The sequence below is a fragment of the Microbacterium sp. SORGH_AS_0862 genome, from assembly GCF_030818795.1.
In the GTDB taxonomy this organism is placed as follows: Bacteria; Actinomycetota; Actinomycetes; order Actinomycetales; family Microbacteriaceae; genus Microbacterium.
Window position 1 is genome coordinate 1,819,503 of record NZ_JAUTAY010000001.1, and the last position, 26,396, is coordinate 1,845,898.

General features: G+C 70.2%; 25 protein-coding genes and 1 pseudogene. 12 read left to right on the forward strand and 14 right to left on the reverse strand.

What is annotated here, in order from left to right:
- Window positions 1–69 precede the first annotated feature (69 nt).
- Together purM and purF are read left to right on the forward strand one after the other, a co-directional pair.
- Window positions 70–1,188 carry a phosphoribosylformylglycinamidine cyclo-ligase gene (purM, locus tag QE377_RS08795; protein ID WP_307321993.1) on the forward strand — a complete coding sequence of 373 codons (1,119 nt, stop codon included), beginning with the start codon at window positions 70–72 and terminating at the stop codon, window positions 1,186–1,188.
- Window positions 1,189–1,194: 6 nt separating this feature from the next.
- On the forward strand, window positions 1,195–2,655 hold the full coding sequence (gene purF, locus QE377_RS08800; RefSeq protein ID WP_307321996.1) for an amidophosphoribosyltransferase: 1,461 nt from the start codon (window positions 1,195–1,197) through the stop codon (window positions 2,653–2,655).
- Window positions 2,656–2,751: 96 nt separating this feature from the next.
- On the opposite strand, the gene QE377_RS08805 is transcribed toward purF, so the two are convergent.
- Window positions 2,752–2,946 (reverse strand): DUF3073 domain-containing protein, encoded by a 195-nt coding sequence (locus tag QE377_RS08805; RefSeq protein ID WP_137418327.1) that lies wholly within the window; start codon window positions 2,944–2,946, stop codon window positions 2,752–2,754.
- 145 nt (window positions 2,947–3,091) lie between these two features.
- Here QE377_RS08805 and QE377_RS08810 point away from each other — a divergent pair, with 145 nt between their 5' ends.
- On the forward strand, window positions 3,092–3,586 hold the full coding sequence (locus QE377_RS08810) for a universal stress protein (RefSeq protein WP_307322003.1): 495 nt from the start codon (window positions 3,092–3,094) through the stop codon (window positions 3,584–3,586).
- A 3-nt stretch (window positions 3,587–3,589) separates the two neighbouring features.
- Here QE377_RS08810 and QE377_RS08815 read toward each other — a convergent pair whose 3' ends face one another.
- The 4 genes from QE377_RS08815 to QE377_RS08830 all read right to left on the reverse strand — a co-directional run bounded on the left by QE377_RS08815 (window position 3,590) and on the right by QE377_RS08830 (window position 6,375).
- On the reverse strand, window positions 3,590–4,195 hold the full coding sequence (locus QE377_RS08815) for a PadR family transcriptional regulator (RefSeq protein WP_307322006.1): 606 nt from the start codon (window positions 4,193–4,195) through the stop codon (window positions 3,590–3,592).
- Window positions 4,195–5,028: a DUF4097 family beta strand repeat-containing protein gene (locus QE377_RS08820; protein WP_307322008.1), complete on the reverse strand. Its 834-nt coding sequence runs from the start codon at window positions 5,026–5,028 to the stop codon at window positions 4,195–4,197. The genes QE377_RS08815 and QE377_RS08820 overlap by 1 nt, the downstream gene beginning before the upstream one ends.
- A gap of 242 nt (window positions 5,029–5,270) precedes the next feature.
- Window positions 5,271–6,134, reverse strand: coding sequence for a bifunctional 2-polyprenyl-6-hydroxyphenol methylase/3-demethylubiquinol 3-O-methyltransferase UbiG (locus QE377_RS08825; protein ID WP_307322010.1), 864 nt, complete (start codon window positions 6,132–6,134; stop codon window positions 5,271–5,273).
- 76 nt (window positions 6,135–6,210) lie between these two features.
- Window positions 6,211–6,375 carry a DUF2207 domain-containing protein gene (locus QE377_RS08830; protein WP_137418322.1) on the reverse strand — a complete coding sequence of 55 codons (165 nt, stop codon included), beginning with the start codon at window positions 6,373–6,375 and terminating at the stop codon, window positions 6,211–6,213.
- A 229-nt stretch (window positions 6,376–6,604) separates the two neighbouring features.
- On the opposite strand from QE377_RS08830, the gene QE377_RS08835 reads away from it, so the two are divergent.
- The 5 genes from QE377_RS08835 to QE377_RS08855 all read left to right on the forward strand — a co-directional run bounded on the left by QE377_RS08835 (window position 6,605) and on the right by QE377_RS08855 (window position 11,937).
- Window positions 6,605–6,874: a Rho termination factor N-terminal domain-containing protein gene (locus QE377_RS08835; RefSeq protein WP_137418321.1), complete on the forward strand. Its 270-nt coding sequence runs from the start codon at window positions 6,605–6,607 to the stop codon at window positions 6,872–6,874.
- A gap of 1 nt (window position 6,875) precedes the next feature.
- On the forward strand, window positions 6,876–7,838 hold the full coding sequence (locus QE377_RS08840; RefSeq protein WP_307322014.1) for a DNA topoisomerase IB: 963 nt from the start codon (window positions 6,876–6,878) through the stop codon (window positions 7,836–7,838).
- 76 nt (window positions 7,839–7,914) lie between these two features.
- On the forward strand, window positions 7,915–8,289 hold the full coding sequence (locus QE377_RS08845) for a CrcB family protein (RefSeq protein WP_307322017.1): 375 nt from the start codon (window positions 7,915–7,917) through the stop codon (window positions 8,287–8,289).
- Window positions 8,286–8,657 carry a CrcB family protein gene (locus tag QE377_RS08850; protein WP_307322020.1) on the forward strand — a complete coding sequence of 124 codons (372 nt, stop codon included), beginning with the start codon at window positions 8,286–8,288 and terminating at the stop codon, window positions 8,655–8,657. Before QE377_RS08845 ends, QE377_RS08850 begins: the two co-directional genes overlap by 4 nt.
- Window positions 8,658–8,772: 115 nt before the next feature.
- Window positions 8,773–11,937, forward strand: a complete 3,165-nt coding sequence (locus QE377_RS08855; protein ID WP_307322023.1) for an efflux RND transporter permease subunit — start codon at window positions 8,773–8,775, stop codon at window positions 11,935–11,937.
- A gap of 160 nt (window positions 11,938–12,097) precedes the next feature.
- Here the strand turns inward: QE377_RS08855 and QE377_RS08860 are convergent.
- Together QE377_RS08860 and QE377_RS08865 are read right to left on the reverse strand one after the other, a co-directional pair.
- Window positions 12,098–12,745, reverse strand: a pseudogene (locus tag QE377_RS08860) (DUF998 domain-containing protein); the annotation flags it as partial.
- Window positions 12,746–13,030: 285 nt separating this feature from the next.
- Window positions 13,031–13,939 (reverse strand): aldose 1-epimerase family protein, encoded by a 909-nt coding sequence (locus tag QE377_RS08865; protein ID WP_307322026.1) that lies wholly within the window; start codon window positions 13,937–13,939, stop codon window positions 13,031–13,033.
- 234 nt (window positions 13,940–14,173) lie between these two features.
- Here QE377_RS08865 and QE377_RS08870 point away from each other — a divergent pair, with 234 nt between their 5' ends.
- Window positions 14,174–16,357 (forward strand): DEAD/DEAH box helicase, encoded by a 2,184-nt coding sequence (locus tag QE377_RS08870; RefSeq protein ID WP_307322028.1) that lies wholly within the window; start codon window positions 14,174–14,176, stop codon window positions 16,355–16,357.
- A gap of 58 nt (window positions 16,358–16,415) precedes the next feature.
- On the opposite strand, the gene QE377_RS08875 is transcribed toward QE377_RS08870, so the two are convergent.
- Window positions 16,416–17,483, reverse strand: coding sequence for an Rv2578c family radical SAM protein (locus tag QE377_RS08875; protein WP_307322031.1), 1,068 nt, complete (start codon window positions 17,481–17,483; stop codon window positions 16,416–16,418).
- Window positions 17,484–17,591: 108 nt separating this feature from the next.
- Between QE377_RS08875 and QE377_RS08880 the strand changes: the two genes are divergently transcribed.
- The 3 genes from QE377_RS08880 (at window position 17,592) to QE377_RS08890 (ending at window position 21,091) form a co-directional block, all read left to right on the forward strand.
- A complete protein-coding gene (locus QE377_RS08880) occupies window positions 17,592–18,557 on the forward strand; it encodes a M15 family metallopeptidase (protein WP_307322034.1) in 966 nt (321 codons plus the stop codon).
- Window positions 18,558–18,593: 36 nt separating this feature from the next.
- Window positions 18,594–19,766 carry a hypothetical protein gene (locus QE377_RS08885; RefSeq protein WP_307322036.1) on the forward strand — a complete coding sequence of 391 codons (1,173 nt, stop codon included), beginning with the start codon at window positions 18,594–18,596 and terminating at the stop codon, window positions 19,764–19,766.
- 161 nt (window positions 19,767–19,927) lie between these two features.
- Window positions 19,928–21,091: an acyl-CoA dehydrogenase family protein gene (locus QE377_RS08890; protein WP_307322039.1), complete on the forward strand. Its 1,164-nt coding sequence runs from the start codon at window positions 19,928–19,930 to the stop codon at window positions 21,089–21,091.
- Window positions 21,092–21,195: 104 nt separating this feature from the next.
- Here the strand turns inward: QE377_RS08890 and QE377_RS08895 are convergent, their stop codons facing one another.
- The 6 genes from QE377_RS08895 to QE377_RS08920 are packed head-to-tail and all read right to left on the reverse strand — an operon-like array spanning window position 21,196 to window position 26,385.
- Window positions 21,196–21,759: an ECF transporter S component gene (locus tag QE377_RS08895; RefSeq protein WP_307322042.1), complete on the reverse strand. Its 564-nt coding sequence runs from the start codon at window positions 21,757–21,759 to the stop codon at window positions 21,196–21,198.
- A complete protein-coding gene (locus tag QE377_RS08900) occupies window positions 21,756–22,610 on the reverse strand; it encodes a siderophore-interacting protein (protein WP_307322044.1) in 855 nt (284 codons plus the stop codon). Before QE377_RS08900 ends, QE377_RS08895 begins: the two co-directional genes overlap by 4 nt.
- A 23-nt stretch (window positions 22,611–22,633) precedes the next feature.
- Window positions 22,634–23,449 (reverse strand): energy-coupling factor transporter transmembrane component T, encoded by an 816-nt coding sequence (locus tag QE377_RS08905; RefSeq protein WP_307322047.1) that lies wholly within the window; start codon window positions 23,447–23,449, stop codon window positions 22,634–22,636.
- Entirely contained in the window at window positions 23,446–25,203 is a 1,758-nt protein-coding gene (locus tag QE377_RS08910; RefSeq protein ID WP_373459524.1) for an ABC transporter ATP-binding protein, read from the reverse strand. Before QE377_RS08910 ends, QE377_RS08905 begins: the two co-directional genes overlap by 4 nt.
- Before the next feature lie 47 nt (window positions 25,204–25,250).
- Entirely contained in the window at window positions 25,251–25,832 is a 582-nt protein-coding gene (locus tag QE377_RS08915; RefSeq protein ID WP_307322050.1) for a TetR/AcrR family transcriptional regulator, read from the reverse strand.
- Window positions 25,833–25,836: 4 nt separating this feature from the next.
- Window positions 25,837–26,385: an ECF transporter S component gene (locus QE377_RS08920; RefSeq protein ID WP_307322053.1), complete on the reverse strand. Its 549-nt coding sequence runs from the start codon at window positions 26,383–26,385 to the stop codon at window positions 25,837–25,839.
- Window positions 26,386–26,396 lie beyond the last annotated feature (11 nt).

Genomic DNA, 26,396 nt, shown 5'->3' on the forward strand with positions numbered 1-26,396 from the left:
GACCGTGCAGATGTCGCGCCGCCCTCCCGCGGCGGAGCGACGGCGCGTTCGGCCGGGTAGGCTGAAGGGGTGGCTCCCGATCCCTATGCCGCCGCGGGTGTAGACACCGCCGCGGGTGATCTGGCCGTCGAACTCATGAAGTCGGCCGTGCGTCGCACTCAGGGCCCCGAGGTCCTGGGCGGCGTCGGCGGATTCGCAGGACTGTTCGACGCCTCCGCTCTTCTCGGCTACCGCCGGCCGCTGCTGGCCTCCAGCACCGACGGCGTGGGCACCAAGGTCGCCATCGCGCAGGCGATCGACAAGCATGACACGATCGGTCAGGACCTGGTCGGCATGGTCGTCGACGACATCGTCGTGGTCGGCGCCAAGCCGCTGTTCATGACCGACTACATCGCGTGCGGAAAGGTCGTCCCCGAGCGCATCGCGGCCATCGTGCGCGGCATCGCCGAGGGTTGCGAGGCCACCGGAACCGCGCTCGTGGGCGGCGAGACGGCCGAGCATCCGGGGCTCCTCGGAGTCGCCGACTACGACGTCGCGGGGGCCGCGACGGGCGTGGTCGAGGCCGACCGCGTGCTGGGTGCCGACCGCGTCCGCCCCGGCGACGCGGTGATCGCGCTGGCCTCGAGCGGGCTCCACGCCAACGGCTACTCGCTCGTGCGCCATATCGTCGCGCGCGCCGGTGTGCAGTACGGCGACCACGCCGCGGACTTCGGCCGCACGTGGGGTGAGGCACTCCTCGAGCCCACCCGGCTCTATACGACACCGATTCTCGCGCTCATCGACGAGCTCGGCGGTGACGTGCACAGCCTCAGCCACGTGACCGGCGGCGGCATCGGCGCGAACCTCGCCCGTGTCCTCGCGCCCGGAAGCTGGGTCGAGGTCGACCGCTCCACGTGGTCGCCCGCTCCGGTGTTCCGGGTTCTCGCCGAGCTCGGGGATCTCGAGCTCGAGGCCACCGAGGGCACGTGGAACCTGGGTGTCGGATTCTTCGCAGTCGTCTCCGCTGAGCGCGTGGATGCGGCCGCATCCGTCCTCGCCCGGTACGGCATCGACGCCTGGCAGGTCGGCGTCGTGGGCGAGGGAGCCCGGGCCGACGGCGAATGGATCGAGGGCGCCAAGGGCGTCGACGGCGGTGCCGTGCGCCTGGTGGGCGCCTACGGCGACAGCACGCAAGACGGAGCGAAGTAACACCTCATGTGCGGCATCGTCGGAATGGTCGGGCAGGGCCCGATCAATCAGGACATCTACGACTCCCTCCTGCTGCTGCAGCACCGCGGACAGGACTCCACCGGTATCGCGACCGCCGAGCGCACGGGCGTCTTCCACATCGCCAAGGCGAAGGGCCAGGTGCGCGAGGCGTTCCGTACCCGTGACATGCGTGCCCTCCTCGGTGAGATCGGGCTCGGCCACGTTCGGTACGCCACGAAGGGCACGGCGTCCAACGAAGAAGAGGCGCAGCCCTTCTACGTCAACGCGCCCTATGGCATCGTCCTCGTGCACAACGGCAACCTCACCAACACGCGAGAGCTCACCGAGGAGCTGTTCCGCAAGGACCGCCGCCACCTCAACACCAGCTCCGACACCGAGCTGCTCGTGAACGTGCTCGCCGGCGAGCTGCAGGCCGAGATCCCGGGTCTCGAGCTGGATGCCGAGCAGGTCTTCCGCGCCGTCGCGCGGGTGCACGAGCGCGTCGAGGGTTCGTACGCCGCGATCGCCCTGATCGCCGGTCACGGCCTGCTGGCGTTCCGGGATCCGTTCGGCATCCGCCCGCTGATCCTCGGTCGCCGGTCCAACCCGGACGGTCACGACGAATGGGTCGTGGCCTCCGAGTCTCTCGTGCTCGACAACGCCGGCTTCGAGGTCGTGCGCGACATCGCTCCCGGCGAGGCCGTGTTCGTCGCGCTCGACGGCACGCTGCACGCGCGTCAGTGCGCGAGCGACACGACACTCGCGCCGTGTTCATTCGAGTACGTGTACCTGGCGCGTCCCGACTCGGTCATGAACGGCATCTCCGTCTACGAGACGCGGCTGCGCATGGGCGACCGCCTCGCCGACACGATCGCGAAGTACACCCCGCAGGGCAAGATCGACGTGGTCATGCCGATCCCGGACTCGTCGCGTCCCGCGGCGATGCAGGTCGCCCGCAAGCTCGGCATCGAGTACCGCGAGGGCTTCTACAAGAACCGCTATGTGGGCCGGACGTTCATCATGCCCGGTCAGGCCGTGCGCAAGAAGAGCGTCCGTCAGAAGCTCAACGCCATGCCGAGCGAGTTCAAGGGCAAGAACGTGCTGCTGGTCGACGACTCGATCGTGCGCGGCACGACGAGCAAGGAGATCATCCAGATGGCGCGGGACGCCGGCGCCCTTTCGGTGACCTTCGCCTCAGCCGCGCCGCCGGTACGGTTCCCGCACGTGTACGGCATCAACATGCCCTCGCGGCATGAGCTGGTCGCGCACGGCCGCACGATCCCCGAGATCGCCGAGGAGCTCGGCGCCGACTACATGGTCTACCAGGAGATCGACGATCTGAAGGCGGCGATCCTCGAAGGCTCGGACATCACCGATCTCGACATGAGCTGCTTCGACGGTCGCTATGTCACCGGGACCGTCAGCGACGAGTACCTCGCCTGGGTCGAAGGCACGCAGACGTCCTGACATCACAGAGCAGCCGCACGGGCACCGGTTCGGTGCGCCGTGCGGCCTGGCTGTGACGACGAGCGGGCGAGGCGCCGCTGCGTAGGCGCCGGTGGATTACCGGGCGCCCTCGAGCGAGTCCTCGTCCTCGTCTTCGTCCTCGTACTGGTCGGCCCACTTGTCGACGTACTCGTTCTCGTCACTCGGGTGACCGAGTTCGCGCTCGAGCGCCGCGTAGTTCACCGACGGGCTGAATGACTTCAGCTCACGGGCGATCTTCGTGTGCTTCGCCTTCTGACGGCCACGCCCCATGCGAGACCCCCTCATATTCTGACGGCGAGGGCTGCAGCTGGCGCCCGTCGCATCCGCGTAGTCCGGTTTCTGAACCGGGAAGAGTAGCATCAACAATAACACGGCGGTTCGCGGGGTCTCTCCCGCGGCCGCCCGCGGAGGGGTCATGAGCGAAGAAGCTGTCGGGCCGGTCGTGCTGGGAGCGACCGCGGACCTTCCCGATCGGGTGTGGAACGAGGCCGCCCGCTACGCGCGGCTCTTCGGGCGCGATCTCATCGTCGCGTATGTGGATGTGACCCGGTTCGTCACCTACGCCGATCCCGACGGAGTCCAACACAGCGCGCCCATCGACATGAACCTCGCGGCGGGGCAGGCGCAGGTGGACGCGGTGCGTGACCGGGCCGAGAAGCTCCTCGCACCGGATTCGTGGACGCTGCGCTCGCTCGTCGGCGACCCCGCGATGGCGCTGAAGGATCTGGCTGATCAGGTGGACGCCGTGATGATCGTGGTGGGCACGCGCCGACGCGGATTCGGTGAGACACTGCGGGAGTTCTTCACCGGCTCCGTCGCCGCGCGCCTGGCGCATCGCCAGCACCGGCCGGTGCTCGTCGTCCCCCTCGAGGAGCCCCTGGCCGATGCGGACGATCCCTGGGTCGAGTAGCGCCTAACCGCGCAACCCGCGGGTGAGCTCGCGCGCCGCCGCATCCATCGCCTCGATGAAGGCGTCGACTGTGGATGCGGAGAGCTGGCCGCCGCGTGCGACGTGCGTGCGCATGTCGGCCCGCACCTGCGTGCGGAAGTCGGTGACCGCCGCCTCTGCGCGCCGCAGCTGCTCGCGTGCCGCGCTGCGCTCGTCGTCTTCACGGGGCCGGGCGGGAGCATCCCGCTCCGCCTTGGATGCGGCGGCGAGGTCGGCGCGCAGGCTCCGCATCGCCTCACGCACGCTGCCGCGCACCTCCTGGGCGATGAGCCGCACGGAGTCGGCGAGGTCGGATTGGATGCCCTCGAGCTCGCCCCGGCGGGCTGCGACCTCGGCGCGCCCCGCATCCGTGAGGGCGTAGACCGTCTTGCGGCCGTCGACCGTCTTGGTGACCAGGCCCTCCTCCTCCAGCTTCGCGAGGCGGGGATAGATCGTGCCGGCGCTCGGCGTGTAGGTGCCGCCCGTGCGGTCGGCGAGCGCCTGCATGAGGTCGTAGCCGTGACGCGGTGACTCGTCGAGGAGGCTCAGCAGGTACAGACGCAGGTCGCCGTGCGAGAAGACCGGGGCCATCACTGCTCGTCCTCCGCGACCGGGCGGCGCAGGACCGTGATGTCGCCCGAGACCGAGTTCGCTCGCACGTCGACGAAGCTGCCGCTGAGCTCGCCGATCGAGCCGGAGTAGTTCGTGGTCGGTCCGTTGCCGCGTCCGGAGTGCGGCACCCCGTCGATCTGCACGCGGCCGCTGACGCTGCGCACCACGTAGTTGGCGGGCAGTCCCGCATCCAGGCGGATGGTGGTGTTGCCGGCGACGGTGTTCAGCCCGATCTGGTGCACCGGGCCGATCGCGTCGATCATCATGCTGCCGGACACCGTGTCGACCGTTGCCTTCGTGATGCGGCCCGTCGCGGTCACGTCGCCGGACACGCTGTTCGCGTTCAGTGCGCCGTCGAGTCCGCGGCTCTGGACGTCGCCCGAGACCGCGTTGACGGTGAGGTCGCCGCTCAGCCCGTCTACGATCACGTCGCCTGAGACCGTGTTGACGCGCGCATCGGCGGCGAGGCCGGAGACCAGGGCGCTCGCGTTCACGACGCCGAGGGTGAGTGCGATGTCCGCGGGGACCGCGACGCTGATCTCGGCCTTGGGCCCCCCGGAGCCGAAGTTGCGGAACACCTCGAGGAAGTTGTCCCAGCGCAGCTGCGGGTGATCGATCTCGATGCGGCCGTCTTCGGCGGAGATGCGCAGATCCTTGGTGGTCACGGCGTGCACCTCGATGCGCACGCCGGGCTCGTCGTGCGCGACGATGTCGATCTCACCGCCCACCAGGCCCACCTTCAGGTGCGTGATGTCGTCCACGTCGATCACGCGCGTCTCGCCGGGGTGGATGAGCCACTTTTCCGGTGCCATGTCGGTTCTCCTCGTCTATCGAGATATATCGCGTTGCGAAGATAACACGATATATCTCGATTCGGAAGACCCGAACTCCTGCACATCGGCCGAACCGGCCTCTCGGCCGCGCTGCCGGGGGGAGTTTGCAGGAGTTCGGACCCGCGGCCGGAAGGGGATCCGGCCTCTCGCCGTCGCTTCCGCAGGAAGTCTGCAGGAGTTCAGGCCGCGGGCGGGCCGCGCCTCGGGGAGGCCGTCGAGGATCAGGCGGGCTTGGTGGCGCGGATCGTGTAGGTGAGCGGCATGACACGGGCGAACCGGCCGGTCAGCACCCACTCGCCGTCGGTGACGCGGTGCGTCATCCGGCCGGGCAGCGCCTCCCACGGCACGCTGTCGTGCTCGACGAGCGCGTCGATGCGCAGGCCCGCATCCAGCAGCGCGGTCACGATCTCGCCCAGGGCGTGGTTCCACTCGTACGTCTTGGTCGCCGTCAGCGGACGCGTCGTCGGCACGTAGGTGGAGTCGTCGTCCCACTCGAGCGGCTCGGTGGGCTCGAAGTAGGAGAAGCGGAGGTGGATGTCGTCCTCGAGCGTCTCGTTGACCGACCACAGGATGGGGTGCCCCTCGCGGATGAACAACGACCCGCCCGGGGCGAGCAACGTCGCGACGACCCGCGCCCACTCATCGACCCGCGGGAGCCAGCACAGCGCGCCGATGCCGGTGTAGACGAGGTCGAAGGATGCGGGCTGCAGCACCGATGCCGCATCCCTCACGTCGGAGTGCACGAAGTCGACGTCGTCGCCGGACTCGGCGACGAGCCTTCGGGCCTCGGCGATCGCGGTCTCGGAGAAATCCAGCCCGGTGACGCGCGCACCGAGGCGCGCGAGGGAGAGCGTGTCGGTGCCGATATGGCACTGCAGGTGCACCGCACGACTACCCCGGATGTCGCCGAGCAGCCTCAGATCGAAGCGGACGACGTCGGAGAGGGCCTCATGATCGTCGATGAAGCGTTCGATCCCGTATCCCGATCCGTCGCGGGCGGCGTGGAGCTCGGCGCGCTCGTTCCAGTTGGCGCGGTTCGCCTCGACGAACGGGGTGGGATCGATGTGCTCGCGCGCGGAGACCATGCGCTCACGCTACTCGCGGACGGGCGGACACGAAAAAGGGGCACCCGTCGGCGACGGATGCCCCTTTTTCGAGGTGTCAGACCTTGCTGCCGCCTCGAATGACTCGGAGCAGGAATGCGATCAGCGCGATGACGCCGACGATGAGGGCCACCCACAGCAGCCAGTTCAGCGCTGTGTTGAGGCCTCCGACGATCGCCAGCACGATGGCGACGACGATGATGATGAGCAGTGCGATGTTCATCTGGACTCTCCTCGTTCTCGCCGGGACGCCGCGCGACCCGGATGCCTCGTGGGCACATGCCAACATTCCCACTGCGCACTCACAGCGTCAGAGGGGTTGACGCTCCGAAGCGCCCGGTGCTAGTCGCGTAAGCGCGCGTCCTCTCACATGTCAAGCCCGCAGATGCACGGAGGCGGAGCGCTCTAGCGTCGGGGGAACGCTTCGCGGACGCGGGGCGGGAGAGGGCGACATGCCGGGTGGACGCGGGGCGAACAGCCTGAAGGATCCGAAGCTGTACGAGGAGTTGCGCGACGAGGGCGCCTCGAAGGAGAAGGCCGCGCGCATCTCCAACGCGGCGGCGCGCGACGGCCGTTCGGCCGTCGGCCGGCGCGGGGGGCGCTCCGGCGACTACGAGGACTGGACGGTCCCGGAACTGCGGAAGCGGGCGAAAGAACTCGGTCTCACCGGCTACTCCGGTAAGCGCAAGGCGGAGCTGATCTCGGCTCTGCGCAACCACTGACGTGGCGCGACTGACCCGGGTCGATCCCGGATCGGATGCGGGGATCTCCCGCACGCGCAGCGGCACAGGGTTCAGCTACACGCGGCCCGACGGCACGAAGGTCACGACCGCGGAGCGTGCCCGCATCGAGGCCCTCGTGATCCCGCCGGCATGGCAGGACGTCTGGATCTGCGCGAAGGACAACGGTCACATCCAGGCGGTCGGCACCGACGACGCCGGTCGGAGGCAGTACCTCTATCACCCCGACTGGTCAGCCAAGCGGGACAAGGGCAAGTACGCCCGTGCTCTCGCCCTCGCGGAGTCGTTGCCGCGCGCCCGCGGCCGGGTGACGGCGGCGCTGCGGCGAGCGGACGACTCGCGCGAGGCCGTGCTCGCCGCCGCGTTCCGGATGCTGGATGCGGGCGCCATCCGGATCGGCTCCACGAAGTACCTGCGTCGCGGCGGAGGGCGGGGCCTGACGACCCTGCAGCGCCGCGACGTCCGCGTCGAGGCCGGGGTGATCGAACTCGACTTCCCCGCGAAGAGCGGGGTACGCGCCCGCATCCGCATCGAAGACGAGGACCTGGCCGTCGTTCTCGAGCAGCTGACGGCGGGTCGCCCGCGCTCGCCGCTGCTCGCCTACCGCCGGGGCCGACGGCGCGTGGCTCTGACGCCGGGCGAGGTGAACGCCTACATCCGCGTGCTCACAGGCGGCGACTTCACCGCGAAGGACTTCCGGACGCTGCGCGGCACCGTCATGGCGGCGGAGAGCCTCGCGCGCCTCGGGCACGTGGAGACGAAGAAGGCGCGCAAGCTGGCGGAGCGCGACGCCGTGAAGGCCACGGCCGCGGTGCTGTGCAACACGCCGTCCGTCGCGCGCAGCAGCTACATCGATCCGCGCGTCTGGCGGGCCTACGCCAAGGGCCGGCTGCTGGAGTCGGGTGTTTCGCCGGAGACCGCGATCCGCCGTCTCGTCGAAGGCTGAACGCCGGAGACGAGTGACGAACCACGCGCAGACGGATGTCGGAAGGAGACGTCCGCGGCGGGGGTAGCGTTGCCCCGTGGCAGCAGGCTTCTCGTGGCGGCATCTGGGGCTGATCGTCCTCGGCGGCGCGATCGGCACCGCCGCACGAGCCGGGCTTCTGCTCGTCGACGCCCCGGCGTGGCACCCGGTCGCGGTGCCCGTCATCAACGTCACGGGGGCGTTCGCGCTGGGACTGCTGACGGCGGTGCTCACCCGCCGCGCCGAGACCGCGCGCTCCCGAGATCTGCGTCAGCTGCTCGGCACCGGCGTGCTCGGCGGGTACACGACCTACAGCACGTTCGCGGTGCAGGCGGTCGAGGGGACGGCCGTGGTCCTCACCCTCGCCACCGCGGCCGTGGGGCTCGCCGCTGCCTGGGCCGGCCTCGCCCTCGGGCGGAGGGGGGACGCGTGACGCCGCTCCTCTTCCTCGTCGTCGCCCTCGCAGGCGGCGTCGGCGCGGGTGCGCGCTACGTCGTCGACCTCGCCGTCACCGCGCTCGTGGGCGCCCGCTTCCCGTGGGGCACGCTCGTCATCAACGTGACCGGATCGTTCGCGCTGGGTCTGCTGACGGGTGCGGTCTCGGATGCGGCGCTGCTCGCGGTGATCGGTACGGGACTCCTCGGCGGTTTCACGACCTTCAGCTCGGTGGCCGCGGTCAGCGCCGTCATGGCGACCGACCGGCGCGGATGGGCGGCCGCGACCAACACGGTCGGAACGCTTGTCCTCGCGCTCGGCGCCGCAGCCCTCGGCCTTGTGGTCGGCGGGCTGGTCACCCGGTAGCGGGATATGCCCGGCGACGGTCCGAGAGCGCGTGAGATACTGAGCCCGATACAACCGTGTATCGTGCCTCCTCGCCGCTGCACCTTCTCGAGTCGGCCGTCCTGAAAGCGCTCCCGTGTCCCATCTGGCAGTCCTCAGCCTGAAGAACCGCGCCCTCATCGCGCTCATCACGATCGTCGCGGCGATCTTCGGCTCGCTCGCCCTCACGAGCCTCAAGCAGGAGCTCATCCCCTCGGTGGAGTTTCCGCAGCTGTCGATCCTGTCGACCTACCCCGGCGCTTCGCCCGAGGTCGTCTCCAACGACGTCTCGACTCCGATCGAGACGGCGATCCAGGGCGTGCCGGGCCTCGAGTCCACGACCGCGACGAGCACGACCAACGCCTCGATCGTGCGCGCCTCGTTCACCTACGGGACCAACCTCGCCACCGCCGAGCAGAAGATCAGCCTCGCTATCGGGCGTATCAAGGACCAGCTGCCGACCGGTGTCGAGCCCAACGTCATCTCCGTGTCGATCGACGACCTGCCCGTCATCCAGCTGGCCGTCACGGGCTACAGCGACGAGCAGGCGATCCAGGACAAGCTCGAATCCGCCGTGATCCCCGAGATCCAGGATGTCGCCGGCGTCAATGCCGCGCAGATCGTCGGCGGCGTCGGCAAGCGTGTGGTCATCACCCCGGATGCGGCGAAGCTGGCGGCATCCGGCTTCACGCAGCAGGCGATCACCGACGCCCTCGACAAGAACGGCGTGCTCTTCCCGGGCGGCGCCATCACCGAGGGCGATCAGACCCTGACGGTGCAGACCGGCGCCAAGCTCACCTCGGTCGACGAGCTCGCGGCGCTCCCGCTCGTCCCGACGGATGCGGCGCAGTTCGGCGCGGGCACCGTGACGATCGGCCAGGTCACGACGGTCGCCGAGGCGGCCGACCCCGTCACCTCGCTCTCCCGGGTCAACGGGGAGCCGGCTCTGACGATCGCCGTCACCAAGCTTCCGGCGGCGAACACGGTCGACGTCTCCCGCGCGGTCACCGACGCGCTGCCTCAGCTCAGCGATGCGCTCGGCGGCGACGCCCAGTTCTCCGTGGTCTTCGATCAGGCGCCCTACATCGAGCAGTCGATCGAGGCGCTGGCGCAGGAGGGTCTGCTCGGGCTCGTCTTCGCCGTCCTCGTCATCCTGATCTTCCTGCTGTCGGTGCGCGCGACGATCGTCACCGCGATCTCGATCCCGACGAGCGTGCTGATCACCTTTATCGGCATCCAGGCGTTCGGCTACTCGCTCAACATCCTGACCCTCGGCGCCCTGACCATCGCGATCGGCCGCGTCGTCGACGACTCGATCGTCGTCATCGAGAACATCCGCCGCCACTACGTCGGCGAGGCCGACAAACGCGCCTCGATCCTGCTCGCCGTGCGCGAGGTGGCTGCGGCGGTGACCGCATCCACGATCACGACCGTCGCGGTCTTCCTGCCGATCGCCTTCGTGGGAGACCTCACGGGTGAGCTGTTCCGTCCCTTCGCGTTGACGGTCACCCTCGCGATGGTCGCATCGCTGTTCGTGTCGCTGACGATCGTGCCCGTGCTCGCGTACTGGTTCCTGAAGCCCGGCAAGCCGGTGCAGGGCCCCGACGGCGAGAGCATCGACCCGGAGGACCCGGCCGCGCCGCCCTCGCGCCTGCAGAAGGCCTACCTCCCGGTGCTCTCGTGGACGCTCAAGCACTCGTGGGTGACGCTCGGGCTCGCCCTGCTCGTCCTGGTCGGCACCGGCGCGCTCGCCCCGCTGATGAAGACCAACTTCCTCGGCGACTCCGGTCAGAACACGCTGACCATCACGCAGACCCTGGGTCCGGCCGCGAGTCTCGACGCGGAGGATGCCGCCGCATCCCGCGTGGAGGAGACCCTCAAGGGCGTCGACGGCATCGAGACCGTGCAGGTCTCGATCGGCTCGAGCGGCTCCGCCGTGCGCGACGCGTTCTCCGGCGGCAGCGGTGGCATCACCTACTCCATCACGACGGATGCGGGAGCCGATCAGCTCGCCCTCCGGGACCGCGTGCAGTCCGCTCTCGCCGATCTCGACGACGTGGGCACCATCGCGCTCGCCTCCTCCGGCGGCGGGTTCGGCTCGAGCGACATCGAGATCGACGTGACCGCGCCCGACCAGCAGACTCTGCAGGAGGCGACGGATGCGGTGCAATCGGGCCTCGAGGGCAAGGACGGCATCTCGCAGGTCACGAGCAACCTCTCCGCGTCGCTGCCCTACATCGCCGTGACGGTGGATCGGGATGCCGCCGCAGCCCGCGGCCTGTCCGAGGTCGCAGTCGGCGGGCTCGTCTCCGGCACCATGCAGCCGCGCCAGGTCGGCTCGGTGGAGATCGACGGCACCTCGCTGACGGTGTACCTCGCCGCGTCCCAGGTCCCGGTGACGATCGACGATCTGCGGGCACTCACCGTCCCGAGCGTCGGTGGCGTGGTGCGACTCGACGAGATCGCGACGGTCGAGCAGAGCCAGGGGCCCACCTCGATCACGACCGAGCGTGGTCAGCGCACCGCCACGGTCACCGTCACCCCGTCGGGCGACGACCTGACCTCGGCGAACGCGACCGTCAACAAGGCGCTCGCCGACGTGTCGCTGCCGACGGGGGCCGACGCCTCGCTCGGCGGCGTCGTCACCCAGCAGAGCGACGCGTTCACCCAGCTGGGCCTCGCGATGCTCGCGGCCATCCTGATCGTCTACATCGTCATGGTCGCGACCTTCAAGTCGCTGCGTCAGCCGCTGCTGCTGCTGGTCTCCGTGCCGTTCGCGGCGACCGGCGCCATCCTGTTGCAGATCACGACCGGGGTGCCGCTGGGAGTGGCCTCGCTCATCGGTGTGCTGATGCTCATCGGCATCGTGGTGACGAATGCGATCGTGCTCGTCGACCTGGTCAACCAGTATCGCGAGAAGGGGCTGAACGCCCACGACGCCACGGTCGCGGGCGGCTCGCGCAGACTCCGTCCGATCCTGATGACGGCGGCGGCGACGATCTTCGCGCTCACACCGATGGCGTTGGGGATCACGGGCCACGGCGGCTTCATCTCGCAGCCGTTGGCCATCGTGGTCATCGGCGGATTGGTCTCCTCGACGGTGCTGACACTGCTCGTGCTGCCGACGCTCTACAACCTCGTCGAGGGTGCGAAAGAGCGCCGACGTGCGCGCCGCGCCGGCGACGAACCGGCATCCGGCTCGCCCGAGACCGCCGGGGAGCCCGATGCGCCGACGACACGGCGGGCGCTGCGGGGGGCGTGATCTCGATGACCTCCGCGCCGGTCGCGACCCGCGCTTCGGCATCCGACGCCGGGGCACAGGCGACGGGCACCGGCTCCGTCGATGCGGATGCGGACACCGCCGGCTCGGTCTGAGCCGTGGGCGCACCGCACGCGGCCAGGGCGCTGAGGAACACGCCCGACCACCCGAACATCGCGCTGAAGGCGATGACCTCGAAGAGGGCGAGGTTGATGGTGCCCGCGACGAAGACCCATGCTCCGGCGAACAGGCCGACGAACACGAATCCCGTCGTGAGCACCAGCCGCTTCGGGAAGCGGTGCATCATGAACGGACTCGTCAGCAGGAGTCCTGCGAAGCCGAGGACCATCGCGGCGGCGACCCGATCGTGGACGAATCCGTTGGTCGTCAGCGGCACGCATCCCACCAGGGCGAGGTTCGCGCCGACGACGGAGAAGAGGATGCGGGCGGTCTTCGCCGTACCGCGACGCACGCGCGTTCCCTCCAGCGGGCGAAGCTGACGCGCGGCCGCGCGAGCGAACAGCAGCACGGTGGAGCCGCCCAGGATGAGCGTGCCGTTGAAGAACATCGCCGATGCGTCGCCGTACGTGCCGAGCTGGCTGAAGTGCAGCCGCCACCACTGCGGATTGGTCGTCGTCGCGATCGAGATCCCGAGCCCGGTGAGCAGGATCGTCAGTGCCAGCACGGCGAGACGCAGGGCATCCGCCTGCAGGAGCCCGGTCATCGCCCGGTGCAGGCGCACGCGCGGCGGCGTGGGGCCTGCCCCGCTGAGGCTCGAAGCAGGAAACGACGCGAACACGGTACGCAACATGCGGGTACCCTCCACCCAGACGGACACCGATCCGGCCGGTGGAACGTGGAGCCCCTTGCACGCACCGGCTGGTGAGCAGCTCAGCCGGTCGGCGTCGCCGCAGCGGCCGAAACCGCATGGGTCAACGATATCCGTCGGAGGTTACCGGCAAGCCCGGGACGTGTTACCGGCGGACGCGGAACAGGGCGTCCGTCCGCGCCCACCGAGCATCCGTTCGTCGAGCGAGCACTTCATCGGAGCGCGCTGGACAGAAGAATGCTCACTCGCGGGTCTCGGGCAGGCGTCTTAAGCGCGCGTGAGGGAGATGCCCCACTCGAGTTCCCACGTCTGGCCGGATTCGAGCCAGCGCAGGTCGCGGCCCGAGTTCAGAGCATCGGCGGGGGCCGTCATCGGCTCGATCGCAACCGCGACCTCCTGCCCCGGGTAGCGGTCGGTCGTGAAGACCTGGAGGTACTCGAACCCGGCGCCGGCCCAGAGTTCGAGGCGTCGGCCATCGGGGGCGTGGAGCACACCGCGAACGCGCCCGTCCGCCCCACGGCGGAGGGTCGAATAGGCGGTGTCGAGCGTGAGGTCTCCGACCCGGCGCGGTGTGCGCAGGTCGTGCGCCGCATCGACGGGCTCCTCGGAGACCGGCAGGTTGCGCTCGTCGAGGCGGAACCACGTCGCCGCATCCACTTCGAGCTGGAGCTCGGCGGTGGGGACGTCGGAGATGCAAAGGTACGGATGCGTTCCGAGCGCGACAGGCGCCGCATCCGAGCCGACGTTCGTGATCCGATGCAGCACCTCGAGGCCGTCGTCGGTCAGGGCGTAGGTGACGCGGGTCGCGAGGTGGAAGGGGTAGCCGGTCTGGGGGAAGACCTGGGCCTCGAGCGTCACGGCGTCCGCCTGGGAGCCCACCACCCGATAAGCCGCGAAGCGCAGCAGTCCGTGCGAGGCGTTGCCGAGCTTGGGCTCGGTGAGCGCGAGCTGGTAGTCGGTGCCGCGCTGCGACCAGCGTCCGTCGCGCACTCTGTTGGGCCAGGGCACCAGGACGACCCCGGATGCGGCGGGCGTCGCGGCGGTGTCGGGATAGTGCGGCACGAGGTCCACGCCGTCGATCCGCAACGCGCGCAGGGAGGCACCTACCTCGGTGATCTCGGCCGATCCATTCGACGATGACAGGCGGTGACGGACTCCGGTCGGATCGGCGCTCATCCTCTCAGCGTACTCACGTGAGGCACTTTCCCAGTCGCGTGGGTTACTCTGGAATGTCGGCTCTGGACACCGCGTGGTGCGCGGATGGGTTTGTGAGTCCATGGGGCCGATGGTGAGCGCCGCTCGGCGCACATGACCATCATCGAAAATGGCCCCGGCCGACGGTAGTCCGGGTATGCCCGCGTTCTGAGCGGGTGCTGTTCTCGTGCGAAGAGAACCCAGGAAGAATCACCCATGCCCAAGAACAAGAAGCCCGCCGGCGGACGTCCGGCCAAGAACTTCGAGCCCCGCTACGGCGCGAAGACCTCCTTCCAGGACCGCAAGCGTCGTCCGGGCGAGTCCTCGGCCGGCTCGACCGGCTCCAAGAGCCCCAACCACCGCGGCTACCGCGAGGAGGTCGCGGAGTCGGCGCCCAAGCGCCGCTGGACCGCCGCCGAGCGCGCCGGCCGCGACGAGGCCCGCGGCATCCGCGAGGGCCGTCCTGCGCGTTCGTTCGACGAGCGTCCCGCCCGTCGTGACGGTGACCGCCCGGCCCGTTCGTTCGACGACCGTCCCCGTCGCTCGTACGACGAGCGTCCGGCACGTTCGTTCGATGACCGTCCGCGTCGTTCCTTCGACGACCGCCCTGCCCGTCGTGACGGAGATCGTCCCGCGCGTTCGTTCGACGACCGTCCCCGTCGGTCCTTCGACGACCGTCCCGCTCGCTCCTTCGACGAGCGTCCCGCACGTCGCGAGGGCGATCGTCCGGCGCGTTCTTTCGATGACCGTCCGCGTCGTTCGTTCGACGAGCGTCCGGCTCGTCGTGACGGTGATCGTCCGGCGCGTTCGTTCGATGACCGTCCGCGTCGTTCGTTCGACGAGCGTCCGGCTCGTCGTGACGGTGATCGTCCGGCGCGTTCGTTCGATGACCGTCCGCGTCGTTCGTTCGACGAGCGTCCGGCTCGCCGTGACGGTGATCGTCCGGCGCGTGCGTTCGGCGATCGTCCCGCGCGTTCGTTCGATGACCGTCCCCGTCGCTCCTTCGATGACCGCCCGGCGCGTTCGTTCGATGACCGCCCGGCGCGTTCGTTCGACGACCGTCCGCGCCGTTCGTTCGACGACCGCCCCGCGCGCCGCGAGGGCGGAAACCGTTCGGATTGGAACGCGACGGCCGCCAAGGCGCATGACCAGCACGTCGACGTCGTGCATGAGCGTCTCGAGGCCGAAGCCGTCCAGGCTGAGACCATCGAGGGGCAGGGCTTCGGTGAGCTCGGTCTCGGTCAGAACATCGTGAAGGTGCTCGCCGAGCTCGGCGCCCCCAGCCCGTTCCCGATCCAGTCCGCGACGATCCCCCCGATCCTCGAGGGGCGCGACGTGCTCGCCCGTGGCCGTACCGGCTCCGGCAAGACCATTGCCTTCGGCGCGCCGCTGGTCGAGCGCATCCTGCGCTCGCAGGCGGGCACCCGTCGCGAGTTCGGTCGCCGCCCCAAGGCGCTCATCCTCGCGCCGACGCGTGAGCTCGCGCTCCAGATCGACCGCACGGTGCAGCCGATCGCGCGCAGCGTCGGCCTGTTCACCACGCAGATCTACGGCGGCGTGCCCCAGGCGCGTCAGGTCGGTGCGCTCAAGAAGGGCATCGACATCATCATCGGTACTCCTGGCCGCATCGAGGACCTCATCAACCAGGGCAAGCTCGACCTGTCCGAGGTGCAGGTCTCGGTGCTGGACGAGGCCGACCACATGGCAGAGCTCGGATTCGCCGAGCCCGTGCAGCGCATCCTGCGTCTGACGGGCGAGGGCAGCCAGAAGCTGCTGTTCTCCGCCACGCTCGACCGCGAGGTCGCGGCCCTCGTCGACGAGTTCCTCGTCGACCCGGCCGTCTACGAGGTCGCGGGTGAGACGCAGGAGACCGGAACGATCGACCACCGTGTCTTCGTCGTCGACCACCGCGACAAGGCCGAGCTGCTCGCATCCCTCGTGGACCGCGACGGCAAGACGCTCGTCTTCTCGCGCACCCGCGCGTTCGCCGAGATGCTCGTCGAGAACTTCGAGGATGCCGGCATCTCCGCCGTCGCCCTGCACGGAGACCTCAACCAGGCCAAGCGCACGCGCAACCTGCAGCGCTTGACCGACGGCAAGGTCAACGTGCTGGTCGCCACCGACGTGGCGGCGCGCGGCATCCACGTCGACGACATCGACCTGGTCATCCAGGCCGACGCTCCTGATGAGTACAAGACGTACCTGCACCGCTCGGGCCGCACCGGCCGCGCCGGCCGCAGCGGCACCGTCGTCACCCTGGTGCCGCGTCAGCGTCGCCGTCGTATGACGGAGCTGCTCTCGCGCGCCGAGATCGACGCGCCGTTCGAAGAGGTGCGCCCCGGCGACGACGTCGTCGAGGAGGTCGCCGGGCGCCAGCTCGCCGACGTCGCCTCCGCCTGACGCCGAGTCACGCAACGCCCCCTCGCCCCGTGCGAGGGGGCGTTGCCGCGTCTGGGGGTCAGAACAGCCGCGCGGGCTGCGGCGCCGGTCCGGTGGCGCGCACGGATGCGGCGGCCGCCGCCGCACGTGCGCCCGGGGTGACCGGACGCGCACGCACCGGCTCCTCCTCGTCGCGGCCGTCGAGACCGTGCACCCGCAGCAGAGGTCGCACGCGCCGCCCGAGCCACTGCCGGTACGCCTTCGGGGCGCTCACCGACGCCCCCGGATACAGCCCCAGGTAGCTCGAGACGAGCTCGGGATGCTCGCGTCGCAGCCACGTCATGAACCAGGGCTTCACGCCGGGGCGCAGATGCAGTGCGCCGTAGACGACGCGGACCGCCCCCGCCGCCTTGATCCGTCGCAACGCATCGTCGAGTGCCGCGATCGAGTCCGTCAAGTGCGGCATCACGGGCATGAGGAAGACCGTGACGCGAAAGCCCGCATCCGTTGCCGCCCGCACCGTGTCGAGCCGGGCTTGCGCCGTCGGCGTGCCCGGCTCGACAGAGCGTTGCAGGTCGTCGTCGAAGAGGGCGATCGACATCGCGATCGACACGGCGACCCGCTCGTGCGCCCGCTGCAGCACCGGCAGGTCGCGACGCAGCAGCGTGCCCTTCGTGAGGAGGGAGAAGGGTGTTCCGGATGCAGCCAGGGCGTCGATGATGCCGGGCATGAGCCGGTAGCGCCCTTCCGCGCGTTGGTAGGGATCGGTGTTCGTGCCGAGGGCGACGTGCTCACGGCCCCACGAGCTGCGGGCGAGCTCGCGTTCGAGCACCTCCGCGATGTTCACCTTCACCACGACCTGGGTGTCGAAGTCGCGACCCGCGTCGAGGTCGAGGTACGTGTGCGTTCCGCGTGCGAAGCAGTATGTGCAGGCGTGGCTGCATCCCCGGTACGGGTTGATCGTCCAGTCGAAGGGCATCGCGGACGAGCCGGGGACGTGGTTCAACGCCGAACGCGCCGCGACCTCGTGGAAGGTCATTCCGGCGAACTCCGGTGTCGTCACCGAGCGCACGAGGCCGTCGAGTCGCTCCATGCCGGGGAGTGCCGCCGCATCCTCCTCGCCGACCTTTTGACCGTTCCACCGCATGCGGATAGTGGAACAAAGATTCGATTCCATGTCAACCCGGTCGAAGAATTATTCGTACAGGAGTGTGATCGGAGTCGTCGGGTGTGCACGCGGGAGGCACAATAGAGCGTGATCTCCACCGCGTCACCCGAGACGCTCACGTCGCGCCGCGCTGCGCGTGTCGCGTCCGGCCGCCTCCGCCGCCGCCGCATCGCGGTCGCGTGCGCCGTAGCGGCCGGTGTCGTCGTGGCGGCACTGTGGATGAGTGCACTGCTGGCAGGAGGGCCGGCGACCGTCGTCGGCGCGCCGGAGGCTCCGCCTGCCGCGCAGAGCATCCCCGCGCCGGTCTTCACCCGGGCGCCCGCGGCCGCATCCATCTGCGACGACCCTGCCGTCGCCGCAGCGGTGGCGGCAGGCGACGACGAGGCCGTGATCGTGGCCGCCGGCGGGGGGATGTCGTTCCGCGAGGCCGTCGTCTCGGGAACCGCCCCGTGCATCTCGCTGTCGGATCCGGCCCGCCGGTGGGTCGTCGTCAACAAGCAGCGTCCCCTGAACCCGCTCGACTACGAGCCCCAGGGCGTCGTGCAGGTGCAGGGCCTGCAGACCTTCAACGCCGGAGTGCTCCGCCAGGATGCCGCCGCCGCGCTGCAACAGATGGCGGAGGCCGTCGAGACGGCCGGGGTCGGCTCGCTCGGACAGCTCAGCGGCTACCGCTCCTACGACACCCAGGTGGCGACCTATCAGGAGAACGTCGCGCGCGGCGGGCAGGCCGAAGCGGAAGTCTCGAGCGCCAGGCCCGGCTTCAGCGAGCACCAGCTCGGGCTCGCCATGGACCTCATGCCCTGCGCCGGCGGATGCGGCACGCTGGACGACTTCGGAACCTCCCCCGAGGGCCAGTGGGTGGCGGCGAACGCCTGGCAGTTCGGTTTCATCGTGCGGTACGAGCAGGGGCACACGCCCGTGACCGGGTACGAGGCGGAGCCCTGGCACCTGCGCTACATCGGACCCGAGCTGGCGCGCGCCTACCACGAGGGCGGCTGGCACACGCTGGAGGAGTTCTTCGGCCTCCCCGCCGCGCCCTCCTACGCCGGCTGACCCGGCTCACCGCATCCGGAGACCTAGCATGGAGACATGATCCGCCTTCTGTTCTTCGTGGGGGCGGGGATGGCCCTCGGCGCTCTCGTGGTCTCGGAGATCGGCCCACCCGGGGCCGGCGAGATCACGTTTCCTCTCGGGATGGCCCTGGCGATCTTCAGCGGCATCCTGATACTGATCGCAAGGGCCACGCGAGGAATGCCGGCCGCGTCGACCGCAGACCTCGACACGGCGCGATCCGAGGGCAGGACGGCCCTCGCGCGCATCGACGCGGTGACCCAGACCGGCACATTGATCAACGATCAGCCGGTGTGCGATCTCGACCTCAGCATCCAGCCGCTGGAGGGTCCCGCATATCGCGCGCGCGTCCGCCAGACCGTGCGGCTCGTGGACATCCCCAGGGTCCAGCCGGGGAGCCTGCGCGCGGTCGCACTGCTGCGCGCGGACGGTGCAGACGTGGCGATCGCCGACGATGACGTCACCCAAGCGCCGTACGCGGGAATCCGGATCCCCCCGCAGGCCGAACTCGGCGAGCCCCGCCTGCCCGAGCCCGGGACGGCCACGATCAAGGGGCGGCGGCGCGGACCGCTGATAGGCGTCGGCCCGAAGGGAAGAGGAGCGCGGTTCGTCCTGTTCGCCGTCGCGTTCCTCGTCGCGGGCGCATCGGTGGCCTTGCCCTACCCGACGGCGGTCGCGCAGACCGTCACCGCGCTCGGGGAGGGGCGGCTCACGGCGGATCTCCGCCAGTCGGAGGTCACCGCCGATGCGGTCGCGGCCCTCACCGCCAAGATCGGGCACGACCGGGTGGTCAGTATCTCCGTCGACGAGGACGTCATCCTCGTCGATGCCCCCGTGACGCCCGGCTCCACCGACACCGACCGCTGGGAGTACCGCCGCGGTGAGGTGACCCGCGACGGTCCGACGCCGTCGCAGCCGGATTCGGCCGCCGAGCAGTTCTCGCTCGACGAGGTTTCCTGGCCCGGGCTGTGGACCGCGATGCAGACGGCCGCCGACGCAGAGGGCATCGACAGCCTGAGCGGCGTCGCACTGCGGCTGGAGCGGGCGGCCGACAGCGGCATCGACTCGCCGACGTTCGGGCAGCACACGGGGCCGCTGCGCGCGCGTTTCTGGTTCGACGGCGACTACCGCGCGGTCTTCTACGACGTCGCCCCGGACGGTACGGATCCGGTGCGTACCGAGGGTCGCTGACCCGCTGGAGGGCCTCCACAATCGCGACACTCGGTTTCGCTATGCGTGGGATGCGATTCCACAGCGACGTGTGCTCGGGACCCGTCCGTCGGTTTAGGATCGCGGCAGGCGATGGCGCCGCAGCGTGTCGACGCAGGCGCCCCGAGATGGAGGAGACGTCCGTGGAACGCGACATCTACGACGAGGATCACGAGGCCTTCCGGGAGGTCGTGGTCGAGTTCATCAAGCGCTACGGCACGAACGCCCGGCGCGAAGCGTGGGATGCGGCCGGTGAGATCGACCGCGAGACCATGAGGGCCGCCGGCGACACCGGGATCATCGGACTGTCGGTCCCCGAGGAGTTCGGCGGCGCGGGGATGCTGCAGGACTACCGCTTCCGCGCCGTGGTCAACGAGGAGGTCATCAAGGCCGGGCTCGGGTCGCTGGCCGGTGCCTTCGGCATCCAGGACGACCTCGCCGTGCCGTACCTCGCTCACTTCGGCACGCCGGAGCAGAAGCAGAAGTGGCTGCCCGGCATGGCCACCGGTGAGGTGATCGGCGCGCTCGCCATGACCGAGCCCGGTGCGGGCAGCGATCTGCGCGGTATCTCTACCGTGGCGAAGAAGGTGGACGGCGGGTGGATCCTCAACGGCGCCAAGACGTTCATCTCCTCCGGTGCGACGGCCGACATCGTCGTCACCTTCGTCAAGACGGGCGAGGGCAACCGCCCCGATGCGTTCAGCCTCGTGCTCGTCGAGAACGGCATGGAGGGCTTCGATCACGGAAAGAAGCTGCACAAGATGGGCTTCGCCGGGCACGACACGGCGGAGCTGTCGTTCACCGACGTGTTCATCCCCGACGAGAACCTCATCGGCGGCGAGCCCGGCCACGGCTTCGTGCAGCTCATGCGCAACCTTCCGCTCGAGCGACTGTCGATCGGTGTGGCCGCGGCGGCTGCGGCCGAGGCGGGCCTGCGCTGGACCCTCGAGTACACGAGCAGCCGTGAGGCGTTCGGACACGCGATCGCCGACTTCCAGAACACGCGGTTCCGCCTGGCCGACATGGCGACCACGGTCGACGTGCTGTGGGCCTACGTCGACCGCGCCATCGCGCTGTACGGCGAGGGCAAGCTCACGCCGGAGGAGGCCGCCAAGCTCAAGTTCTGGACGACGGAGCGCGAGTGGGAGGTGCTCGATGCCGCCGTCCAGCTGCACGGCGGATACGGCTACATCCTCGAGTACCCGGTCGCTCGCGCTTTCGTCGACGCCCGTGTGCACCGCATCTACGGCGGGACGAACGAGATCATGCGCGAGATCGTCGCGCGTCAGGTGACCGGCCGGAAGTAGTCCGTCGCCGCGCGAGCGCGCCACCGGGTGTTCGCCTGTCACAGATCGACACGCGGGCGTCGATCTGTGACAGGCGAACGGGGCGGCGACGCCGTCGGCCGGGTTCAGCGGGGCTGGCGACGGGCGAGGCGGGCGACACCCGCGCGCCGGAGGGCATCGGCGATCACGACGCCGATCGCTGTGCCCGCCAGGCAGCTGGCGATCGTGAGTGCGAAGAAGCCGATCATCACGAGCAGTGGCATCGTCCACAGGTCGAAGTACTCGGCCGCGAAGAGCGGATAGACCACGCCGATGATGAGCGCACCGGCGAAGTGCAGCCAGGTTCCCCAGTAGCGGTACAGCACGAGCAGGAACGGCAGCTCGGCGAAGAACGCCCACCACAGGTTGGTGCCGATGTAGGGCAGCACGACGATGCCCGAGATCAGGCCCACGAGAAGTCCGACAGCCGGGCGCTGCAGCAGTCTCAGCGCGATCGTCGCCGGCAGCAGCCACATCCCCGCCAGTGCCACCGACGCGAACGGCACGACCGCGAAGAGCAGCGTCGACAGGGCGGTCACCCCCCAGAGCACCACACCGCCGGCCACGCCGATCGCGGCGCAGGTCAGCAGCACCAGGGTCGGGATGCGGCCGCGCGCCGTTCGCGGGGTCTCGGCGGACGGGGCGCTCACGCGTCGACCTTCCCGGACTGCGATGCGGACCGTGCCGCCCCCATCCGCCAGTAGCCGATGAAGCTGATCGAGGCCTTGTCGAGGCCGCGCGCCACGAGAGCGCGGCGGGCGGATGTCGGCAGCGCCTGCTCGCCGACGATGAACGCGTGCGTCCCCTCGGCCGGCAGCGGGATGTCCTCGAGGGCGGCGAGTGCGAGGGTGCCGGGGCGGGTCTGCGCATCGCGAACGAGCCACCGCACCTCCACCCCGGCGGGGGCGTCGAAGGCCAGCGCGTCGGCCTCGGACGGCACCTCGATCAGGGCGACGCCCGTCGCGTGCGCGGGCAGCGACGCGCACACCCCGGACACCGCGGGCAGTCCCGTCTCGTCCGCGGCGAGGATGACGCGGTCGACGCCGCGTTCCGGATCGAACCCGAGACCCTCGTCGATGATCACGACGCTGTCGCCGGGGCGCGCGGATGCGGCCCACCGCGATGCGGGGCCCGCATCGGGCCCTGTGCCGTGGACCACGAAGTCGACGTCGATCTCCGCGCCGGCGTCCGCGGTCGCTGCCCGATACGCGCGCACGGTGTAGTTGCGCATGACCGGACGCACACCGTCCGGGATGCGCAGGTACTTGAGGTATCCGAGCAGCTTGTTCGCCTTCGCCGGGATCCGCTCCAGGCCCTCGTCGCCGCCGACGGGGAGGAAGATGCGGAACCACTGGTCGTAGCCGAGCGGCACGAACCGGTCGATCTCTCCCTCGCCGAGCGTCACGCGCATCCAGTGCTCGCTGAGGCGTTCGGTGCCGAGCACCCGCAGGTGCAGGAGGTCGGGGGAGGCGGGTTTCACGAGGCGGGAGAACCGAGCCATGCGGAGCCTTTCTGTCGGATGGGTCAGACGCCGGTCCACGGGCGCACGACGATCAGGACGGCCGCCGAGACGGTCCAGAACGCGAGCACGAAGACGACGTCGCGGATGCGGAAGGGCACCAGGTGACGCTCGGTGCGGTCGGGGTGGGCGCCGAATGCGCGCGCGTCCATCGCGAGGGCGACGCGCTCTGCGTGACGGATCGCACCCGCGAGGAGGGGAACGATGTACCCGCCCCAACGGGCGATCGCGGCGAAGGGCCCTCGTCCGCCGTGCGATCCGCGCACCCGATGCGCCTGCCGGATGACGTCCAGCTCGTGCGCGAACCGCGGGACGAATCGGAACGCGGCGAGAGCCGTGTAACCGATGCGGTAGGGCACACGCAGCTGCTGCACGAGCGACCGGGCGAGGTCGGCTCCGGAGGTCGTGAATCCCGCGGCCAGGGCGAGCGCCAGGATCGCCATCAGGCGCAGCGCCGTCGCGAAGCCGATCACGAGAGCGCCGGAGAACAGCCGCCATTCTCCGATCTGCAGCACGAGCGGTGTGGTGTCGACCTGGCCCGCATCCGTCCACGCGGCGAAGCCGCACCCGAGCACGAGGGTCGCAGCGGGCAGCGCGAGCAGCAGGGTGGCCAGCACCTGCCGTGTTGCGCGGGCCCCGACGAGCAGCAGCGCGTACGCGAGGGCGAGGAACACGAGCGGGGTGGTCGTATCGCGGACGAAGACCAGTGCGAGGCTCGGCGGGATGATGGCCGCGAACTTGGCGAGCGGATTGAGCGCGTAGAGGAAGCGGACCCCGGATGCCGCCGCGGGAGCCGCGAACGGATCGATCGTCGCCGTCATGGCAGATCCGCCAAGCGCACGACCCCGTCGAGGGTGGGATGCCCCTCCAGATGCGCGAGCGCGCGCTGCAGCGGCGGCGGACGCAACCCGGCTCGCTCGATGAGCGCCGCGTCGGCGAACACATCGGCCGTGCGGCCGGATGCGGCGACGCGCCCCTCGTGCACGACGACGACGTGATCGGCGTACTCGGTCACGAGCTGCATGTCGTGTGTGACCACGAGCACCGTGGTGCCGGCGGCGTTGAGCTCGGCGAGGAGGGCGAGCAGTTCGTCCGCACGTGCCCGGTCCTGCCCGAAGGTCGGTTCGTCGAGCGCGAGCACCGGGGCGCCGGCCACGAGTGCCGTGCCGACGGAGAGGCGGCGCTTCTGGCCTCCCGAGAGCAGGAAGGGATGTGCCTGCGCGCGCTCTGCCAGCCCGAACCGGCCGAGCAGCTCGTCGGTGCGACGGCGGACTTCGTCGTCGGCGAGCCGCTGCCGGCGAAGTCCGTGCGCGATCTCGTCGGCCACGGTGTGCGCGATGAACTGGTGCTCGGGGTTCTGGAAGACGAAGCCGATGCGGGCGGGAAGCGTGCGGGCGTCGGCGCGGCCGACGTCGGCCCCGGCGACCGTCACGGTGCCGCGCGGGGGGACGACCACTCCCGCGATCGCCTGCAGCAGGCTCGTCTTTCCGGCACCGTTGGCACCGATGATCGCGACGAAGGAGCCTGCGGCGATGCTGAGCGACACATCGTGGAGGACCTCGGAGCGCCCGCGCCGCAGGGTGAGTGAGCGCACCTGCACGATCGGCTCGCGGAGTCCGGTCGGCCGGGCGCCCGGCCGGACGGCAGGGGTGGAGGATGCGGGTGCCTGCTGCGCCTCGAGCGCCGCGTACAGTTCGGCAGGACTCAGCGGCAGCGGCTCCATGCTGTACCCCGCGGCCCGCAGGCGCAGCGCGGCGAGGGTGCAGGTCGGCAGCCACACGCCGAGATCGTGCAGCTCTTCCGCGCGCGTGCGCAGCACGTCGTCGGCGGATCCGTCCGCGATGACCGCTCCCGCCGCATCCAGCACGACGACGCGATCGATCAGCGGCACGGCCGCATCCAGGTTGTGCTCGATCAGCAGGATGGCGCGATCGCCCGCCGCGACCAGTTCGGCGAGCGTCGCGTACACCTCTTCGATGCCCCGCGGATCGAGATTGGCGGTGGGTTCGTCGAGCACCAGGAGAGGAGAGCCCATGGCGAGAGCGGCCGCGATCGCGAGGCGCTGGCGTCCGCCCCCGGACAGACGGTCGGGGTTCTCATGCCGGCGGTCCCAGAGCCCGACCCGGCGCAGGGCATCTTCGGCGCGGCGGAGCACCTCCTCGACGGGAAGGCGCAGGTTCTCGGGGCCGAAGGCGACTTCGTCGAGGAGCGTGCCGGTGACGAGCTGGGCATCGGGATCCTGGAACACCATCGCCGCCTGCGTGCTCAACTGAGCGACGGAGGCGTCGCGGGTGTCCAGGTGCCCGGCCCTCACGCGCCCGGTGACCTCGGCGGGGATGTCGTGGGGGATGAGCCCGTTCAGCGCCAGGGCCAGCGTCGACTTGCCCGAGCCGCTCGGGCCCAGCAGCAGCACGACCTCATCGGGGTCGATCCGGAAGGAGACGGAGGCGGGAGATGGGCGCGTCGCGCCCTCGTGAGTGATCGAAAGATCCTCGACCTGCAGGAGTGGCACGTCGACGCCGGATGCGGCGGATGCGGCGGACGCAGCGTCGCGATCGGCGGAGGCAGCGGGCACGGAGGTTCCAGAGTTCGGACGGGCGGGTCCTCCCAACTTAGCCTAACCTAACTCGCCTTCTCCAGGAGCTCGTCGATACTGCGTCCGTAGGCCGCCGTCAGCTGCTCCGGTGCCATTCCGCACAGGAGCGCGAACTGCAGACCGCGCCACTCGGCGACCACGCGTGTCGCGGCGAGCTCGGCCGCACCCGGCGTCCACCCCTCGGCGGCGAACACCGCGCGCACGCGGTCCACCCATCCTGTGCCGAGGTGCGAGAGGAACTCGTTCCAGCGCTCGGGATCACCGAGCGCGACCGCGAAGCGATGGAAGAACATCACCAGGTACGGCCGGTTGTCGGGGGCGCCGATGTCCTGCCATGCCCGCAGCAGGCGCTCCCGCAGGGGTGCGTCGTCGTCGGCGAGGCGCTCGAAGACGGCGGCGAGGTGCGGGAAGCGCTCGATCGCGATCTCGGATGCGGCCTCCAACAGCCGCTCCTTCGAACCGAAGTAGTACAGCAGCATCCGGTTGTTGGAGCCCACCGCGCGCGCGATGCCGGACAGGCTCAGGTCGATGAGGCCGTTCTCGAGGATGAGGTCGGCCACGAGCTGCGCGAGCCGGCGGCGCTCGGGGCTGTCGGCACCGTCGGTCATCGGCTCAGCGCCCGCCGCGCACGACGCCCGCGCGACGCAATCCGACGCCGACCCAGAGCCCCACGGCGGTCCAGGCGACGGGAGCGAGGACCGAGATGGCGAGATACGCGATCTGCGCCCAGAGCGGCAGCGTCTTCAGGTGCGCGGCGAAGAACACCGCGGCGGCGATGATCACACCGATCACGAGGGCCGACACGAAGAAGCGCCATGCGCGCCAGGAGCGGTACCGGGTCGCGGCGGCGACCACCTCCTGGATGCCGCCGAAGAGCACGGCGGTGCCCAGGAACTGCAGGGCGTACTGCGGCGCGGTGGCGCTGGAGACGAGGGCGGCCAGCAGGTGCGCCAGGAGGGCGACGCCGGGCCGGCGCAGCACCTCCTGCGCGATGATGCCGGGCAGCACGTGCACACCCAGCAGAAGTCCGTACAGGGGCGGGACGAACCCGAGGAGCGGCACCGTGGCCCAGCCCGCGATGCCGCCGAGGATGCCCGTGGCCACACCGATCGCGGCGCAGACGAGCAGCACGCGCGTCGACAGAACGGAGGTGAGGGCCACCTCCCCAGACT